The 16,711-nt window shown below is 59.7% G+C and carries 12 protein-coding genes; 7 read left to right on the forward strand and 5 right to left on the reverse strand.

Going from position 1 to position 16,711, the window contains the following annotated elements; translation table 11 throughout:
• Window positions 1–4 precede the first annotated feature (4 nt).
• Both AC1DTN_RS07405 and AC1DTN_RS07410 read right to left on the reverse strand, forming a co-directional pair.
• Window positions 5–1,423, reverse strand: coding sequence for an MFS transporter (locus tag AC1DTN_RS07405; RefSeq protein WP_477920263.1), 1,419 nt, complete (start codon window positions 1,421–1,423; stop codon window positions 5–7).
• Window positions 1,420–6,198, reverse strand: a complete 4,779-nt coding sequence (locus AC1DTN_RS07410) for an NAD-glutamate dehydrogenase (RefSeq protein WP_477920264.1) — start codon at window positions 6,196–6,198, stop codon at window positions 1,420–1,422. Before AC1DTN_RS07410 ends, AC1DTN_RS07405 begins: the two co-directional genes overlap by 4 nt.
• A gap of 276 nt (window positions 6,199–6,474) precedes the next feature.
• Between AC1DTN_RS07410 and pdxY the strand changes: the two genes are divergently transcribed.
• From pdxY to AC1DTN_RS07425, 3 genes are all read left to right on the forward strand, one after another.
• A complete protein-coding gene (gene pdxY, locus AC1DTN_RS07415) occupies window positions 6,475–7,350 on the forward strand; it encodes a pyridoxal kinase PdxY (protein WP_477920265.1) in 876 nt (291 codons plus the stop codon).
• A gap of 60 nt (window positions 7,351–7,410) precedes the next feature.
• Window positions 7,411–8,052, forward strand: coding sequence for a carbonic anhydrase (locus AC1DTN_RS07420; protein WP_037072467.1), 642 nt, complete (start codon window positions 7,411–7,413; stop codon window positions 8,050–8,052).
• A gap of 92 nt (window positions 8,053–8,144) precedes the next feature.
• Window positions 8,145–9,770 carry a GGDEF domain-containing protein gene (locus AC1DTN_RS07425; protein ID WP_439017289.1) on the forward strand — a complete coding sequence of 542 codons (1,626 nt, stop codon included), beginning with the start codon at window positions 8,145–8,147 and terminating at the stop codon, window positions 9,768–9,770.
• A gap of 53 nt (window positions 9,771–9,823) precedes the next feature.
• Here the strand turns inward: AC1DTN_RS07425 and AC1DTN_RS07430 are convergent, their stop codons facing one another.
• The 3 genes from AC1DTN_RS07430 to AC1DTN_RS07440 all read right to left on the reverse strand — a co-directional run bounded on the left by AC1DTN_RS07430 (window position 9,824) and on the right by AC1DTN_RS07440 (window position 12,195).
• Window positions 9,824–10,645 (reverse strand): lytic murein transglycosylase, encoded by an 822-nt coding sequence (locus AC1DTN_RS07430; protein ID WP_113322193.1) that lies wholly within the window; start codon window positions 10,643–10,645, stop codon window positions 9,824–9,826.
• Between the two features lie 170 nt (window positions 10,646–10,815).
• Complete coding sequence (locus AC1DTN_RS07435; protein ID WP_113322194.1) at window positions 10,816–11,850, reverse strand: aspartate-semialdehyde dehydrogenase; 1,035 nt, start codon at window positions 11,848–11,850, stop codon at window positions 10,816–10,818.
• Window positions 11,851–11,964: 114 nt separating this feature from the next.
• Window positions 11,965–12,195, reverse strand: a complete 231-nt coding sequence (locus AC1DTN_RS07440) for a hypothetical protein (RefSeq protein WP_439016900.1) — start codon at window positions 12,193–12,195, stop codon at window positions 11,965–11,967.
• 69 nt (window positions 12,196–12,264) lie between these two features.
• Between AC1DTN_RS07440 and AC1DTN_RS07445 the strand changes: the two genes are divergently transcribed.
• From AC1DTN_RS07445 to AC1DTN_RS07460, 4 genes are all read left to right on the forward strand, one after another.
• Window positions 12,265–14,019, forward strand: coding sequence for an alkaline phosphatase (locus tag AC1DTN_RS07445; RefSeq protein WP_439016899.1), 1,755 nt, complete (start codon window positions 12,265–12,267; stop codon window positions 14,017–14,019).
• A 99-nt stretch (window positions 14,020–14,118) separates the two neighbouring features.
• Window positions 14,119–14,580, forward strand: coding sequence for a hypothetical protein (locus AC1DTN_RS07450; protein WP_113322196.1), 462 nt, complete (start codon window positions 14,119–14,121; stop codon window positions 14,578–14,580).
• A gap of 6 nt (window positions 14,581–14,586) precedes the next feature.
• Window positions 14,587–15,276, forward strand: a complete 690-nt coding sequence (locus tag AC1DTN_RS07455; RefSeq protein ID WP_439016898.1) for an ABC transporter ATP-binding protein — start codon at window positions 14,587–14,589, stop codon at window positions 15,274–15,276.
• The gene (locus tag AC1DTN_RS07460) at window positions 15,273–16,556 is read left to right on the forward strand and encodes an FtsX-like permease family protein (RefSeq protein ID WP_439016897.1); all 1,284 of its coding nucleotides are present in this window, start codon (window positions 15,273–15,275) and stop codon (window positions 16,554–16,556) included. Before AC1DTN_RS07455 ends, AC1DTN_RS07460 begins: the two co-directional genes overlap by 4 nt.
• The last annotated feature ends 155 nt before the right edge of the window (window positions 16,557–16,711 follow it).

The raw sequence follows: 16,711 nt of genomic DNA on the forward strand, positions 1-16,711 counted from the left end.
TATGTCAGGCGCGATCCGCCGGATAGGGCGTGCGGATCAGCAGCACCAGGCCTCCGGCCAGGAACAGGATCAGCGTCGACATGCCGAGATGCGCCGATCCGGTCAAATAGGTCACAATCGAAAACAACAGCGTTGCCATGAAGCTCGTGGCGCGGCCGGACAGCGCATAGATGCCGAAATAACGGCCCGCTTCTTCGAGGCTGACGCTGCGCGCCAGATAGGAGCGCGATGAGGCCTGCACCGGGCCAAAGGCAAGACCGATCAACAGGCCATAGAGGATATAGGCTTTTTCTGCCATCGTGCCGAAAAGTCCACCGCCGTCGGCGGTCGAAAGCGGCATCAGTCCGAAGAAAGTGTAGCCGGGGCCGGTGGAAATAATGCCGATCGTGGCCAGCAACAGCATGGTGAGGCTGATGATAACAGTCACCTTCGAGCCGATCCCCCTGTCGACGCGTCCGGCAATCAGGCAGCCGAGGATTGCCACGACATTGAGAATGATCCCGTAGATGCCGATCTCGATCGTGGCCCAGCCGAACATGCCCGCCGCGAAGGCGCCGCCAAGGATCAGCAGGCCGTTGACGCCATCCTGATAGATCATGCGGGCGATAAGGAAGGTCAGGATATTGCGGCGCGTCTTCAGTTCGCCGAGCGTATTGCGCAATTCCCTGAGGCCGAAACGCACGGCAAAGCCGAAAGGCAGTCCCTTGCGGGCATCCGGTGTGAAGAAAAACATCGGCAGGATGAAGATCAGATACCAGACGGCCGAAATCGGACCGGTGACGCGCGCATCCTCGCCCGTATGAGGATCGAGACCGAAAAGCGGATCGAGGCCCAGAATGGTCTTGCCGCTTTCGGGGCTGCCGGCCAGCAGTACCACGACGGCGATCAGCACGATCATACCGCCGAGATAACCAAGACCCCAGGCGGTGTTGGAAAGCCTGCCAACCTCATCCTTGCCGACAAGGCGCGGCATCATGGAATCGTTGAATACGATCGAAAACTCCGCCGAAATCGAGGCAAGGATCATGAAGATGACGGGATAGATAATTGGCGAGCCCGGGGCAGCAAACCAGAGGCAGCAGAGGCTGACGATCTTGATCACAGCGAAGAAGGCGATCCAGGGTTTGCGTGCGCCGGACTGGTCGGCAATGGAGCCTAGTATGGGAGACAGGATGGCGATGATGATCGAGGAGATCGTCGCCATATTGCTCCACATCGTCTGCGCGGAGACGGGATCGGCCGTCAGCCGCGAGACGAAGTAGGGGCCGAAAATGAAGGTGGTGACCACGGTGAAGAAAGGCTGGGCTGCCCAATCGAAGAGCATCCAGCCCCATATGCCCTTCTCCGTGGCTTTCGGCGGCTGCGTTCCTGTCCAGTCAATGCGATTCAAGCGTCCGCTCCTTTTTGGGGCGGACTGTCTCATCTCGCCCGGTCGCGCGCAAGGTCGGTCAGGATGCCTGCGGCAACAGTGATGCGGGCGAGGTTCGGATCGGCACCGTCGCTGAGGCTCGCAAGCTCCTCGACGATGCGGTTGATGCGGATCCTGTCCTGCGCATGCCAGGCCTGGACCGGCTGCTTTTCCTTGCCGTGATCTGAAAGTGCGGAGATCACGATATCGCGACGGGCGCTGGCGATCTGGTCGATGCTGCGGGCAAGCGCGAGGTTTTCATAGTGGTCCGACGTAATGATGCGGTTCCCCGCAGCAAGCAGCCGGCCGACACGGAAGGTCTGGGTGACGGCAAAATAGTTTTCGGCCGCACGCGGCAGCGCCTCGCCGGTCCGTTCGGCGATCTGCATGATTTCCGGCACAAGGGCGAGGGTCGGTAGAGCTGCAATTTCGGCGGCCAGTTTTTCCGGCAGGCCGGCCTGCTGGTACTCCTGCTGGCGCGCTGAGACTTCGGCTGCTGCCTGCTCGGCAAAGGCGGGTTTAAGTTTTTTCAGAGCAGCCTGCAGCCGGCTAATGATTTCCGCCATCCCGCCTCGGGTCATGCCGGTCTTCAGCAGCAGACGTGTCAGCACGGTGAAGTTATTGGTGATCTCCTCGTAAATCCGGTTCTGGACCTCGCCGGAAACCTTGTTGTCCAGGGCATCGGTTTCGGCCCATAGCCGGTTGAGATCAAAGCCGTCACGGGCGACGATCGCGGCGCGTACGACCTCAGAGGCAGAGGCCGCTGTGGCATCCATCATGCTCACCGTAAAGCCCGGCCCGCCGCGGTTGATCGCCTCATTTGCGAGGACGGTCGCGACGATTTCCCGCTTCAGCCGGTGGGTGTCGATGTCGGATGCGTTCGACTTCTGCATCTTGGCCGGGAAGTAGTTGAATAGCGTGCTGATGAAATAAGGGTCATCAGGTAACTCACTGGCGATCAGCGCGTCGAAGAGGACGATCTTGGCATAGGAGAGCAGCACGCCGATCTCGGGGCGCGTCAGTGGCCGTCCGGCCGTGTAACGTTCGGACAGCGAGGCGTCGTCGGGAAGCGTCTCGACCTTGCGGTTCAGTTGGCCGGCTGCTTCCAGCACGCTCATGAAGCGGCCGAGTTCCAGGCCGTTTGCCGTTCCTTTGCGGGATGTCAGTGAGATCGCCAGGGACTGCAGGTAGTTGTTGCGCAGCACGAGGCCGGCCACTTCATCGGTCATGCTGCCGAGAAGCTGGTCGCGCTTTGCCCGGTTGAGGCGCTGTTCATGCATGGCGTTTGCCAGCGCGATCTTGATATTGACCTCGACGTCCGACGTGTTAACGCCGGCAGAGTTGTCGATAGCATCGGAATTGCTGCGTCCGCCCTTCAGGCCATAGGCAATGCGGCCCTTCTGCGTGACGCCGAGATTGGCGCCTTCGCCGATTACCTTGGCGCGCACTTCGTCGGCCGTGATGCGGATCGGATCGTTGGCGCGGTCGCCCACTTCCGCATCGGTTTCCGACGCGGCCTTCACGTAGGTGCCGATGCCGCCAAACCAGAGCAGGTCGACCGGGCTCTTCAGGATCGCCGTCATGATCTCGAAGGGCGTGGCGACCGCCTTGTCGATGCCGATTGCGGCTACGGCCTCCGGCGTCAGCGTAACCGACTTTGCCGAGCGCGAAATGATCATGGCGCCTTTCGAGAGCACGGACTTGTCGAAGTCCTGCCAGCTTGAGCGCGGTAGGTTGAACAAGCGCTGGCGCTCTGCGAGCGTCTTTTCCATATCAGGGTCGGGGTCGATGACGATGTCGCGATGATCGAAAGCGGCGACTAGCCGGATCTTCGGCGAGAGCAGCATGCCATTGCCGAAAACGTCACCGGACATGTCGCCGACGCCGGAAACTGTGAAAGGTGTCGTCTGGATATCGATGTCCATTTCGCGGAAATGACGCTTCACGGTTTCCCACGCGCCGCGTGCGGTGATGCCCATTTTCTTGTGATCGTAACCGGCCGAACCACCCGAAGCGAAGGCGTCGTCCAGCCAGAAGCCCGCTTCCTGAGCAAGGGCATTGGCGGTGTCGGAAAAGGTTGCCGTGCCCTTGTCGGCAGCGACGACGAAATAGGGGTCATCGCCATCGAGACGCACCGTGTTATCAGGCGGGACGATGTCGGCGCCGGAGATATTGTCAGTGATGGAAAGCAGCGTACGGATATAGGTTTTGTAGGCTTCCCTGCCTGCATTGAAGACCTCATCGCGGCTGCCGCCGATCGGCAGTTTCTTGGGATAGAAACCGCCCTTGGCACCGACAGGCACGATCACAGCATTCTTGACCTGCTGCGCCTTCACGAGGCCCAGAACTTCGGTACGATAGTCCTCGGCGCGGTCCGACCAGCGCAGGCCGCCACGGGCAACGCGGCCGAAGCGCAGATGCACGCCTTCCACTTCCACGCCATACACGAAGATTTCACGGAAAGGCTTCGGTTCCGGCAGGCCGTCGACCAGATGCGGGTCGAGCTTGAAGGCGAGCATCGCCTTCGGTGTCCCATCGGCATTGCGCTGGAAATAATTGGTGCGCAGCGTTGCATCGACGATATTGACATAGCGGCGCAGGATACGGTCGTCATCCAGGCTCGGCACGTCGGCAAGCTCGGCTTCGATTGCCTGATGCAGTTCGGCGAGCTTCTTGATACGCGCCTTTTCCGACAGCTTCGTATCGAGCGTGTCGTGGAACAGGCGGAAGATCGAAGCGGCGATAACAGGATATTTGTCGAGGGTGGTTGCGATATAATCCTGCGAATAGGCGATGCCGGCCTGGCGCAGATAGCGCGCATAGGCGCGCAGCACACTAACCTCGCGGGCCGAGAGACCGGCCGACAGGATCAGCCGGTTGAAGCTGTCATTGTCGATCGTGTCACTGAAGGCTGCGACGAAGGCTTCTTCGAGCGGTGCGCCAAAACGTGCGAGGTCAATGTCCGCACCGCTGCGAGCCTCGAGTTCCATGTCGTGCAGCACGACAATGTTGATGGCGCTGTCGGCGGCCGGAACTTCGATATCGAAGGTCCGTTCGCTCAGGACGTTGAAGCCGAGGTTTTCGAGTAGAGGCACGCGGCGCGACAGCGGCAGCTGTTCGCCGCTATGGAAGATCTTCAGCGACAGGATGCGGCCGCGTTCATCGTCCTGGCGATAGTAGAATTCGATGCGGATCGGCTCGCCGGCGGCGCATGCGGCGATGTCGGGCAGATCGCCGACCGCTTCATCCGGCGTGAAGGCTTCCTGGAAGGCGTTGCTGACGCCGAGCTTCGGCGCCTTGGGACCGGCGAGCATCTCGAAGCGGCTGTCCCAGCGCGCGGTGATCTGGCGGATCGTCTCCTCGAGCTTGGCCTGATGGATGCGTGGCGTCTTACCGCCCGAGCGGCCGATGATGAAGTGAACGCGAGCCACTCCACCTTCCGGGAAGGCCGGATAATAGGCGGAAACACGGCCGTCATAGACGGTTTTCAGATAGGCGCCGATGCGTTCGCGCACGATCGAGTCATATTCCTCGCGCGGCACGAAGATGATGACCGAGACGAAACGGTCGAAATGGTCGATGCGCGGCAGCACCCGCACGCGCGGGCGATCGGCGAGGTCATTGATCTGCTCTGCAAAGGTCGCGAGCAGCGGCGTATCGATCTGGAAGAGGTCGTCGCGCGGATAGGATTCCAGCGTATTGTCGAGCATACGGCCGGAGTGGCTCATCGGGTCGAAGCCGAAATGCTCCTTCACCTTCTCGATTTTGGACCGCAGTAGCGGGATTTCGGTGGCCGAGGACGTATAGGCTGTCGAGGTGAACAGGCCAACGATGCGGAGTTCCCCCGTTACGTTGCCCTGTGCGTCGAAGCGCTTGACGCCGACATAATCCATGTAGGCGCGGCGATGGACAATGGATTTCACGTTGGCTTTGGTGACGATCAGGAAATCGGGACCATCGAGGAAGGCGAGAATTTCCGGCGTCGTCGTCACGGCGTCCTTACCGGTGCGCAGAACAAGAACCTCGGGATTGGAGAGAATGCCGAGGCCTGTTCCCTTGTCGCGTTCGACCTTGGAATCGGGACCCTTGCCGGAATAGACGTAGTCGCGCATGCCGAGGAAGGTGAAGTTCTCGTCACGCAGCCAGGTCAGGAAGGCGATCGCCTCGTCACGGTCGGCTTTCTTGCGGCTGGCGTTGTAATTCGAAAGCTCTGAAATCACTTCATCGACGCGGGCAAGCATCGGCTTCCAGTCGGAAACGGCAAGCTCTACCTGCTCGAGTACTGCCTTGATCCGCTTGATCAGGTCGGCGGCCTGGGAGGGGCTCAGAGGCGAAATGTGAAGCTGGATGTGGCTCACCCGCTTTGCCGGGTCGCTCGGCACATCGGCGGAATAGAGTTCCGGAGCCTTGCCGTCTTCCAGGATCAGGATCGGATGAACTGCCATGTAGATGTCGCGGTAGGTGCTGGTCACCTCACCCATGACGGATTCGTAGAGGAAGGGCTTATTGTGATCCGTCACCGAAAGAATGGAGATTGCAACGCCATCGGGCGTGACATCGGCGACCGTGTCGATGCTGACGCGCGGCACCTTGCCGTTCCAGGCGCCGAGCTCGGCTGCCGAGTGTACGGAGGAAAGCGCAAGCATTTCCGGCGTGTAGAGTTCGAGGTCGTCGCCGCTGGCACGGCCGAAGAGAATTTCGGGATCGAGATGGGGTTCGCCGGTCGCGGCCGCGATTTTGCGCGCGCTCTCGATCTGCTTTTCCCGTTTTGGATTGTTTCTGGTGGCCATGGATCATCCCCCCGATTGTTTTGATGTGGGCAAGGTAGCAGAAGGTTCTTCGAAAGAATCCTTAAAAGAGCGCTTCGAAAAGTAGTTTTCGTGCTTTTTTGGCTATGCTGGCGAGAGATTTCGAAAGCTTTTAGGTCGTTTTATGCCTATCGACGGCGAAATGACTTTATCCGGCTTTTTCGTCCCGCCGCACATTTCCACGCTCCCGTGAAGAATGGTTGACAGCGCCTCGTCAAAAAGATCATCAACGGCGGTCGAAATTCGGATTCGGATGCCATGTCGGAAAACGCAGCGGGCGCAGTCATCGTCATCTCCAGCCATGTCGTGCGGGGGTCGGTTGGAAACCGTGCTGCGGTCTTTGCGCTGGAAACGCTCGGCCATCAGGTCTGGGCGCTGCCGACGATCGTGCTGCCCTGGCATCCCGGTCATGGCCGCTCGACACGGCTGACCTTCGCCGATGCCGATTTCGAGGCGGCGATTGACGATCTCATCCGCGCGCCATGGATCGGCGAGGTCAAGGCCGTCTTGTCGGGCTACTTCGGCAACGCCGCCCAGGCCCGCTCCGTCGCGAAACTCGTTGCATCCTTGCGCGAGAAGAATCCGGAGCTGCTCTATGTCTGCGATCCGGTCATGGGTGATCTCGGCGGCCTCTACGTCCCGGAAGCGACAGCCGAGGCGATCCGTGACCATCTGATACCGCTTGCCTCGCTCGCAACGCCGAACCGGTACGAACTTGCCTGGCTTTCAGGGGCGGCACTCGATGACAACAACGCGGTCATGGAGGCCGCTCTTTCGCTCGGCCCCTCACGCATGCTGGTCACATCGGCGGTGCCGATGATGGCGGGGGGCACCGGCAATCTCTATCTCTCCGGAAGGCATGCCCTGCTTGCCGAACACCGTGTCGTTGAAAACCCACCAAATGGGCTCGGCGACCTGCTTGCCGCCCTTTTTCTCTCTCGCCTGCTTTCGGGAATGGAGGATAAAAAGGCGCTGCAGCTGGCGACCGCCAGCGTGTTCGAAGTGTTGGCGCGCGCTGTCAAGCGCGGCAGCAACGAGCTGATGCTGGCAAGCGATGCCTCCAGTCTTTCGACGCCCATGGCAATGGTGCAGATGCGTCACCTGGTCCATCCTGCCCAGCGGCGGAAAAAATAGGTCTCAGGCTTTTGCAGCGCAGCAGTTGATCTTGGCTCACGCGCGCGCTAATCCAGAGACATGATGAGCTTCCCCAACTCCCTGCTGGACGGTTATCGCAACTTCATGAGCGGGCGATATGCCGATGCCCGCGACCGGTATCGGCAGCTTGCAGAAAACGGGCAGAACCCGACGACGCTCGTTATTGCCTGTTGCGACTCGCGCGCTGCTCCCGAGCTGATCTTCGATGCAGGGCCGGGCGAACTCTTCGTCATCCGCAACGTCGCCAACATGGTGCCGCCCTATGAACCGGATGGCCATTTCCATTCCACGTCGGCAGCGCTCGAATTCGCCGTGCAGGCGCTGAAGGTCAAGAATATCGTTGTCATGGGCCATGGCCGCTGCGGCGGTATCCGCGCAGCCCTCGATCCCGATGCCGAGCCTTTGTCATCGGGTGATTTCATCGGCCGCTGGATGTCGCTCGTTCGCCCTGCCGCCGAACAGATTGGCAGCAACAACGTCATGACGCCGGCCGAACGGCAGACTGCGCTGGAGCGGGTCTCCATCCGCAATTCGATCAACAATCTCAGATCTTTCCCTGATATCAAGGCGCTTGAAGAAGAGGGCAAGCTGGAGCTTCACGGCGCCTGGTTCGACATTTCGACCGGCGAGCTCTGGGTGATGGATTCTGAGACACTCGATTTTATCCGTCCCGAAATCTAGGGATAGACCGCTTTAGCAGTTTTTTAAGATATTCCACTAAGCTGCGCTTGCAGGCGGTATATGCGCGTGGATCAGTTATGAATTTCGAAGTGCTGAAATTCAAGAATATCAGAAGGGCAGTACTAGCCGCCATTCTGCTGCCCTTCGTCTTCATGATTGTCGAAGGAGTGGTGTTGATCCGCTCCTCGCTCATGCAGTACCGCGCGCTCGAAAATGACCATCTCTTTGCCGATGTTCTTGCTCGTGGAGGATCGATTGCTGCCAATGAGATCCTGGCGGAACTCGTCGCGACGCGAACCTACATCAACAATCCGGACGAGATAACCAGGGCGGCCATGATGGAAAGGCGGAGCGCGCTCGACAGCGAACGCGCGCGTTTCAACGCCAGTCTCCCGCCCGTTGAAACACTTGATCTCGGTCTGCAGTCACAGCTTTCCGATCTCCGCCTTGCTTACAGCCGTATCGTTGCGGCGCGTTCGGCGGTCGATCGAGGTTATTACGGCAAAGGCGGCAACCCCGTTCATATCTATGGTCAGGCCGGATTGAAGCAGCTTGGTCTCGTCTCGTCGCTTTCGTCGAGGATCCATGATCCCGTGTTGATGCGCAAATCCAGCGAGCTGATGAGTATCCTGCTGACCTACTACGGTGAGCGGCTGATCGGCAACCTTGGCCAGCGTTATTTCGACCAAACCGACTTTTCCGCCATGTCGCACGAGCAGCTCGTTCAAGGCGAAATGATGCTCGGTAACGGCATGGATCGCCTGCGTTTTCATTCTTCCTCGCCTGTCGTCCGGGAGATCCTTGCCTATAGGGCTCAGCCCGACGAGGTCTGGGCCGATACCTTCACAAAGGCCATGGTTTCCGGTGCGCTGCGGCCGGACAAGGCGATCCGAGACAAATGGATTGGTATCCAGAACGAGCGGCTGGATTTCCTGCGGCAGAAAATCGCCTCCGTAACCGATGATATTCATGTGACCGGACAGAAGCTATCGATGCGCTCGCACATTCACATGACGATCGTGCTTGCGTTGTCATCCGGACTGGTTCTGCTCGTTGCCCTTATTGCGGCGCTTGCGGTTCGGGGCATCCGCCTCGTCGCCCGTGTCACCGAAGAGCGTGAACTACTCATCAACGAGCTGCGCAATGCTGCCCAAACCGATCTTCTGACAGGCCTTTATAATCGCCGTGGCTTCGAGGCTGCCGCTTTAGCGCTTCTGATGCAGGCTGAATATGGATCACGTTGGATTTCGGTCGTGTTGTTCGATCTCGATCACTTCAAGAAAATCAACGACGTGTATGGTCATGATGCCGGCGATATCGTGCTGAAGCACGTAGCCGGCGTCGCGCGGGAAAGCTTCCGCTCCTTCGATCTGCTGGTGCGCCACGGTGGCGAGGAGTTCATGGCGTTGCTGCCGGATTCGACACCTGAGGATGCGGCGATCGTTGCGGAACGTGTCCGATTGGCCATCGAGGCTGCTGACATCGTGTTGCCGAGTGGCGAGCGTCTGCGGGTTACCGCAAGCTTCGGCTGTGCGGGGCGTGCAAATGCCGTGAGCAATCGCAATTTCGATGATCTGGTGAAGCGCGCCGATCTGGCGCTCTATGCCGCCAAGGCCTCGGGACGCAATTGTGTCGTTGCCGGGCCGATTGTTCCTTCGGCGGCACCGCAGGAAGAGCGGCGCAAGGCTGCCGGCGGAACCCACGATATCCGCAGTTGAAAAACGCCGCATTCGTATGCGGCGCTCGTATCATTTTCCTATTGAACGTCTCTTCAGTTGCCGTCGATCTGCTGACCGATATAGGCGATTGCCTGCTGATAGACCGTTGCGGCATTCCAGCCCTGGATGGCGACGAAGTTCGGCTCGCCCGGCTGGTAACCGGCGCCGGCACGCCAGCCGTGACCCTTAAGGAAATTGGCGGTAGAGGCCAGCGCATCAGCGCGGGAGCCAACCATATCGACGCGGCCGTCACCGTCACCGTCCGCGCCGTAGCTTACGACGTTGCGTGGCAGGAACTGCGTCTGGCCGATTTCGCCATGGGCAGCACCGCGGGCTTGCGGGCTGAGATAGCCTTCCGAAACGAGCTGCAAGGCTGCATAAAGCTGGTCGGTGAAATATTCCGAGCGACGGCAGTCATAGGCGAGGGTGGAGACTGCGGACATCGTATGCTGGTTGCCCATATAGCTGCCGAAGCCGGTTTCCATGCCCCAGATGGCGATCAGCGGACCGGCCGGAACGCCGAAGCGGCGCTCGATCGAAGCGAAGAGAGCCTGGTTGGCGGCTTTCATCGAACGGCCGCGAGAGATGACGGCCGCACCGCCGCGCTTCTTCATGAATGCGTCGAAGGACAGCTTGAAGCTCTTCTGGCCGCGGTCGGCGGCGATCGTCGGCTTGTTATAGCTGACATTAGCGAAGGCACGGCTCAGGACCGACTGGCTGACGCCATTGGCCGCTGCCGTCTGCTTGAAGTCGGCGACCCAGGCATCGAAACCGGCGCTGGTATTGCCGCATTGGGGACCCTGCGCGAACGCCGGTACCGTATGGAGGACGCCCATTGCCGCGGCGGCCGCCAAAATCAATTTTTTCATGCGCATTGAGAAACCCCGCTCTCGATCTGCATAGCTTTTAAGCCGGGCAAGAGAATGCCAGCCACCGGCGACTTTGTCACGATCACCTTTTAGCGAACGCTTATACGGCGGTATTTGCCCGAAAAAGCCCCGCTCGTCGAGCAGGGGCTTTAGCATATTATGGTTTACAAATGGTATCAGGCTGCCTGCTTGCGCGGCTTGACGAGGCCACGATTGATGAGCAGCTCGGCGATCTGGATGGCGTTGAGAGCCGCACCCTTGCGCAGGTTGTCGGAGACCACCCAGATGTTGAGGCCGTTTTCGACGGTCGCATCTTCGCGGATGCGCGAAATGAAAGTCGCATCCTCGCCGGCGGATTCGTATGGCGTGATGTAGCCGCCATCCTCGTGCTTGTCGATGACGAGGCAGCCCGGCGCATCGCGCAGGATATCGCGGGCCTGGTCAGCCGTAATCTCGTTTTCGAATTCGATGTTGACCGATTCAGAATGGCCGATGAAGACCGGAACGCGGACCGCGGTGCAGGTCACCTTGATCTTCGGATCCAGCATCTTCTTCGTTTCAGCCAGAACCTTCCACTCTTCCTTCGTGTAGCCGTCTTCCATGAAAGTGTCGATGTGCGGAATGACGTTGAAGGCGATACGCTTGGTGAATTTCTTGTTCTCGATCGGATCGGCAACGAAGACGGCGCGTGTCTGGTTGAAGAGCTCGTCCATGCCATCCTTGCCGGCGCCGGAAACCGACTGGTAAGTCGAGACGACGACACGCTTGATCTTGGCGAAGTCATGCAGCGGCTTCAGCGCAACGACGAGCTGGGCAGTCGAGCAGTTCGGGTTGGCAATGATGTTGCGCTTTGTGAAGAGCGAAATCGCATCCGGATTTACTTCCGGAACAATCAGCGGCACGTCGGCGTCGTAGCGCCAGGCCGAAGAATTATCGATGACGACGCAGCCCTGCTGGCCGATCTTCGGGGAGACGCGCTTGGAAACCTCGCCGCCGGCCGACATCAGGCAGATATCGGTGTCGGAGAAATCGTAATTCTCCAGATTGGAGACCTTCAGCGTCCGATCGCCGTAGGAAACCTCGAGGCCCTGGGAGCGGGAGGAGGCGAGTGCTACGACTTCATCGGCCGGGAAACCACGTTCGGAGAGAATGTTGAGCATTTCGCGCCCGACATTTCCGGTGGCTCCGGCAACTGCAACTTTGAAACCCATTTCTCAAGCTCTCTTTCTCTTCTCTCCTCTTGTCCGGTGAGGGGGGGGAAGCGCGATATCATCGCGGCTTCCTGTCCCCAGCCGGGCCGGGGAGAGAGCGGCAGGCCAGAGACGTCAGACGGTTTTCGTCGTCGTTTTGGCCTTGGTTTTGGAAGAAACCGGAACGGCAAAATCCAACCGGGCATTTTCTGCCAGGTTATTGCGCTCAGCGATGGCGTGCTCGTGGCGAACCATGGATATTCCTTTTCCGTCGTTGCTCATAAAAGGTTTTCCACAGGAGTCAAGGTTTTTACGTGTGGGACGAGAGTAGGAGAAGGGTGCTGCAATGCTGCGGCGTTTTGTCATCCCTCTGTCATTGCCGGGGGGTATCCCCGACCCGTTGTAATAACTGCAACGAAAAACGGGGGTTTTTCCATGCGTATGCTTCTCGCCGCTTTCGCGGCCACCACGATTCTTGCCGGTGCCGCTCAGGCAGCTTCGATCTATCCGCTTGATCGCGCTACGATTCTGGCTGGTTCACCGTTCGACTTCAAGGTCGAGCTCAGCAAGCAGGTCAAGCCGGAAGACGTGAAGATCACGGTCAACGGCCAGGATTACAAAACTGTCCTCGGGGGCGAGGCACAGTTCGTCGAGCTGGAAAAGGGTAAGGAAGACAAGGCTCTCGGTTCCGCTCTCCTGCTGCGCGGCCTGAAGATTTCCGCTCCTGGCGCCTATAAGGTCGAGATCGCCGCCGGCGACGAGACGAAGTCCGTAACCTGGAACGTCTACGACACCGCGGCCCAGCCGAAGGCAAAGAACATCATCTTCCTGCTCGGCGACGGTCTTTCCGTCGCGCATCGCACGGCTGCCCGCATCATGTCCAAGGGCATGACGGAAGGTAAAGCGAATGGCCGCCTGAACATGGACGATCTCGAGCGCATGGCGTTCATCGGTACGTCGGCGACGAATGCCGTTGCCACGGACTCGGCCAACACAATGTCGGCTTACATGACGGGCCACAAGACGGCCGTCAACGCGATTGGCGTTTATGCAGACCGTACACCTGACTCGCTCGATGATCCGCGCGTTGAAACCTTCGCAGAGGCCGTTCGCCGCATGACGAAAAAGTCTGTCGGCATCGTTGCGACGGCCGAAGTCGAAGACGCCACGCCGGCTGCCGTCGTTTCCCATACCCGCAACCGCAGCGACAAGGCCGACATCGTCGGCATGTTGCTCGAAGTCAAGCCGGAAGTCCTCCTTGGCGGCGGCTCGGCCTATTTCCTCGGCAAAGAGGTCGCCGGTTCGAAGCGCAAGGACAATCAGGATTACATCAAGCTCTTCCAGGATGCCGGCTACAAGCTTGCGACCGACAAGAACGAGCTTGCGGCCAATGCATCGGCTGAAGGCAATCTTCTTGGTCTCTTCCATACCGGCAACATGGACGTCACGCTTGATCGTGAGTTCCTGAAGAAGGGCACCGTCGAAAAGTTCCCGAACCAGCCGGGTCTCGTCGACATGACCAAGGTCGCGCTCGACCGTCTGTCCAAGAATCCGGAAGGCTTCTTCCTCATGGTTGAAGGTTCCTCGATCGACAAGATGTCCCATCCGCTCGATTGGGATCGTGCCGTCGTCGATACCATCGAATTTGACAAGGCGGTCGGTGTAGCCCGCGAATTCCAGAAGGCTCATCCGGACACGTTGATCGTCGTCACCGGTGACCACACTCACGGCGTTTCCATCATCGGTACCGTCGATGATGAGAAGCCAGGCACGGAAATGCGCGAAAAGGTCGGGACCTATGCCGAAGCCGGCTTCCCGAACTACAAGGACGAGAATGGCGACGGTTATCCCGATAAGATCGACGTCAGCCGTCGCTTGTTCCTGAGCGCCAACAACGGCCCTGACCATTACGAGACCTTCCGTCCGAAGCTCGAAGGCCCGTTCGTTCCGGCTATCCAGAACGAAAAGAAGGAATATGTCGCCAACGAACAGTACAAGGATGTTCCTGGCGCTGTCTTTGTTCAGGGCAATATTCCGAAGAGCGGCGACAGCGGTGTTCACGCCGTTGACGACGTCGTTCTGCAGTCGGCCGGTCCGGGTGCTGAAGGCTTCCATGGCTACATGGAACAGAGCGATGTCTACCGCGTGCTGGCAGACACTTTCGCTCTCGGCGCCAAGCAGACGAACTGATCCAAGTCGATCCGGCAAGGCCACTTGCTGGCCTTGCCTCTTTCATCGATCATGATCCCGGCCGCTAAGCGGCCGGGAATTTGGTTCCTGGAGATCGCCATGGAAAAATTCTCTTCGCTGCAGCTCAGCAGACGCCAGCTGATCAGTGCTGCCGTCACGCTTCCCTTCGTCGGTTCCCTTGCTCGCGCTGCCGATTCTTCGCTCACTTTCGACGAGCTCTACGGCAAGTTCGGTGTGCTGGGGCTCGAATTCTCCGACAAGGTGAAAACGCTTGCCGGCAAGGACATCAGCATGAAGGGCTTCATGGCTCCGCCGCTGAAGGCAGAGGCACAATTCTTCGTGCTGACCGAAGTGCCGATGTCGCTCTGCCCGTTCTGTTCGTCGGATGCGGATTGGCCGGACAATATCGTCGTCGTTTATCTTGGCGAGAAGCAGACCTTCGTGCAGCCGAGCCAGACGATCGAGGTGCGTGGTATGCTGGAGTATGGATCCTGGCAGGATCCCGAGACTGGTTTCGTCAGCCTGCTGCGCATCCGCCAGGCCGAATATTTCACTGTCTGAGCGTCGATGCTGGCTCTCGATATTGAACATCTCGCCGTGACCTTTCCCGGCTTATCGGCGCCTGCGCTCGCGATCGATCATTTGTCGATTGCCGCCGGCAGCCGTATCGCAGTGACGGGCGGCTCGGGCTCCGGTAAAAGTACCTTCGTCAATGTCATCACCGGACTAGAGCGGGTTCGTGAAGGCCGCATCCGCTGGAAAGGCGAGGACATCGCCGCGCTCTCCGAAAGTCGCCGTGACCGCTTCCGGGCCGCCAATATCGGATTGATCATGCAGGAATTTCACCTTTTTCCCGGCCTGTCTGCTGTCGAAAACGTGTTATTGCCTGCGCGTCTTGCGCGTGCCGCTACGTCAGTAATAGTCGAGCGCGCCCACGATCTCCTTAACATCGTCGGCCTTGAACGCGCCGGGCAGAAGATTGAGACCATGTCGCGCGGCGAAATGCAGCGTGTGGCGATTGCCCGGGCGCTCCTGCGCAAGCCCGGCGTCATCGTCGCCGACGAGCCGACCGCCAGCCTCGATGCGGAAAGCGGCGATGCCGTCGGTGATCTGCTGCTCGATCTTGCCGTGGCCGAAGGCAGCACTCTGATCGTCGTGTCGCACGATTCCCGCCTTGCCAGCCGTCTCGATCGCCGCCTTACATTCCGCTCCGGCCGTATCATCGACGATTCCGACATTAAGGGAGCGGCCGCATGATCCGCTTCATCCTCGCCGATCTGCGCCGGTTGTGGGCTGGTTCCTTCGTTGTCGTGCTGCTGGTGGCGCTTGCAACGGCGCTCGGCGTTTCCGTCATCCTGCAGGAACGTGCCTTACGTCTTGGTAGCGCCCGTGCGGCCGACAAGTTCGATCTCGTCATCGGCGCGGGCGGCAGCGAAACCCAGCTCGTGCTATCGTCGATCTTCCTGCAGCCGTCTGCGCTGCCGCTGATGTCCGGCGACGTTCTGGCCAAGCTTGCCGCCGATCCGCGCGTTGAATGGGCTGCCCCCGTCGGCTTCGGCGATTCCTTCTCGGGCTATCCGATTGTCGGCACGACGAGGGCGTTGACGGAAACGATTTCCGGCGGCTTTTCCGAAGGCCAGGTTTTCGCCAGTGAGGGCGAGGCTGTCATCGGCTCGAGCGTCGACCTTGCCGTCGGCGGCGAGATCAAGCCGATGCACGGCACGATCGAAACCGGCGGCCACACCCATACGGAGCTCGCCTATCATGTGACGGGGCGCCTGCGGCCGACAGGCACAGCCTGGGACCGCGCTATCCTCGTTCCAATCCAGGCCGTCTGGCATATCCATGGACTGGAAGCGGGCGAAGAGCATGAGCATGACCACGCCGGGGAGGCGGATCCTCATGAAGAGGCCGTACACGCGGAAGGTGCCCATGAGGATGCCGACCATCATGCGGAGCCTGATCCCCATGCCGGCCTGAACGAGAGCTGGACCGCGGAAACGCCCGGTCTTCCGGCCATCCTCATCAAGCCAAAGACGATTGCCGATGCCTACAAGCTGCGGCAGGACTATCGCAACGGCACGACGATTGCCGTCTTTCCCGGCGAGGTGCTGACCAGCCTCTATGCGACGCTCGGTGATGCCAAGCAGATTCTCGTTGCTGTTGCCTCCGGCGCGCAGGGGCTCGTCGCCGCCTCGCTGATCCTCGTGACTGTCATCCATATCGGCCAGCGTCGGCGGCAGATTGGCGCGCTACGCGCCTTCGGTGCTCCCCGCGGCGCGATCTTCGGCATTGTCTGGCTGGAATTCTATGTCCTCGTCGCCGTTGGAGTCGGGCTTGGCTTTACACTCGGCTATGGCGCAGCACTCATTCTTTCCGGCTTGTTCTCGCAAAGCAGCGGCGTCAACCTGCCCGTCGGCTTTGCACGCGAAGACGGAACGCTTGCGGTGATCCTTCTCGCCTTCGCCGCTGTTCTCGCCGCCTTGCCGGCAGTGCTCGCCTACCGGCAGTCCCCGGCCCAGGCTTTGCGAGTGTGACGATTGCAGCGTGCCTGTTCCGCCACGACAAGAGCCATGCTAGAGCAATTCCATGCACAAAAATTAGACTAAAGTCATAATCCCAAAGCATCCCTCTTTCTGGCTCGTCTTTTCTGTCAAACTCTCGTCAGGCGTGTCGCGGCTAGGGGTATGCT

This window comes from Rhizobium sp. 01T444, assembly GCF_056398305.1.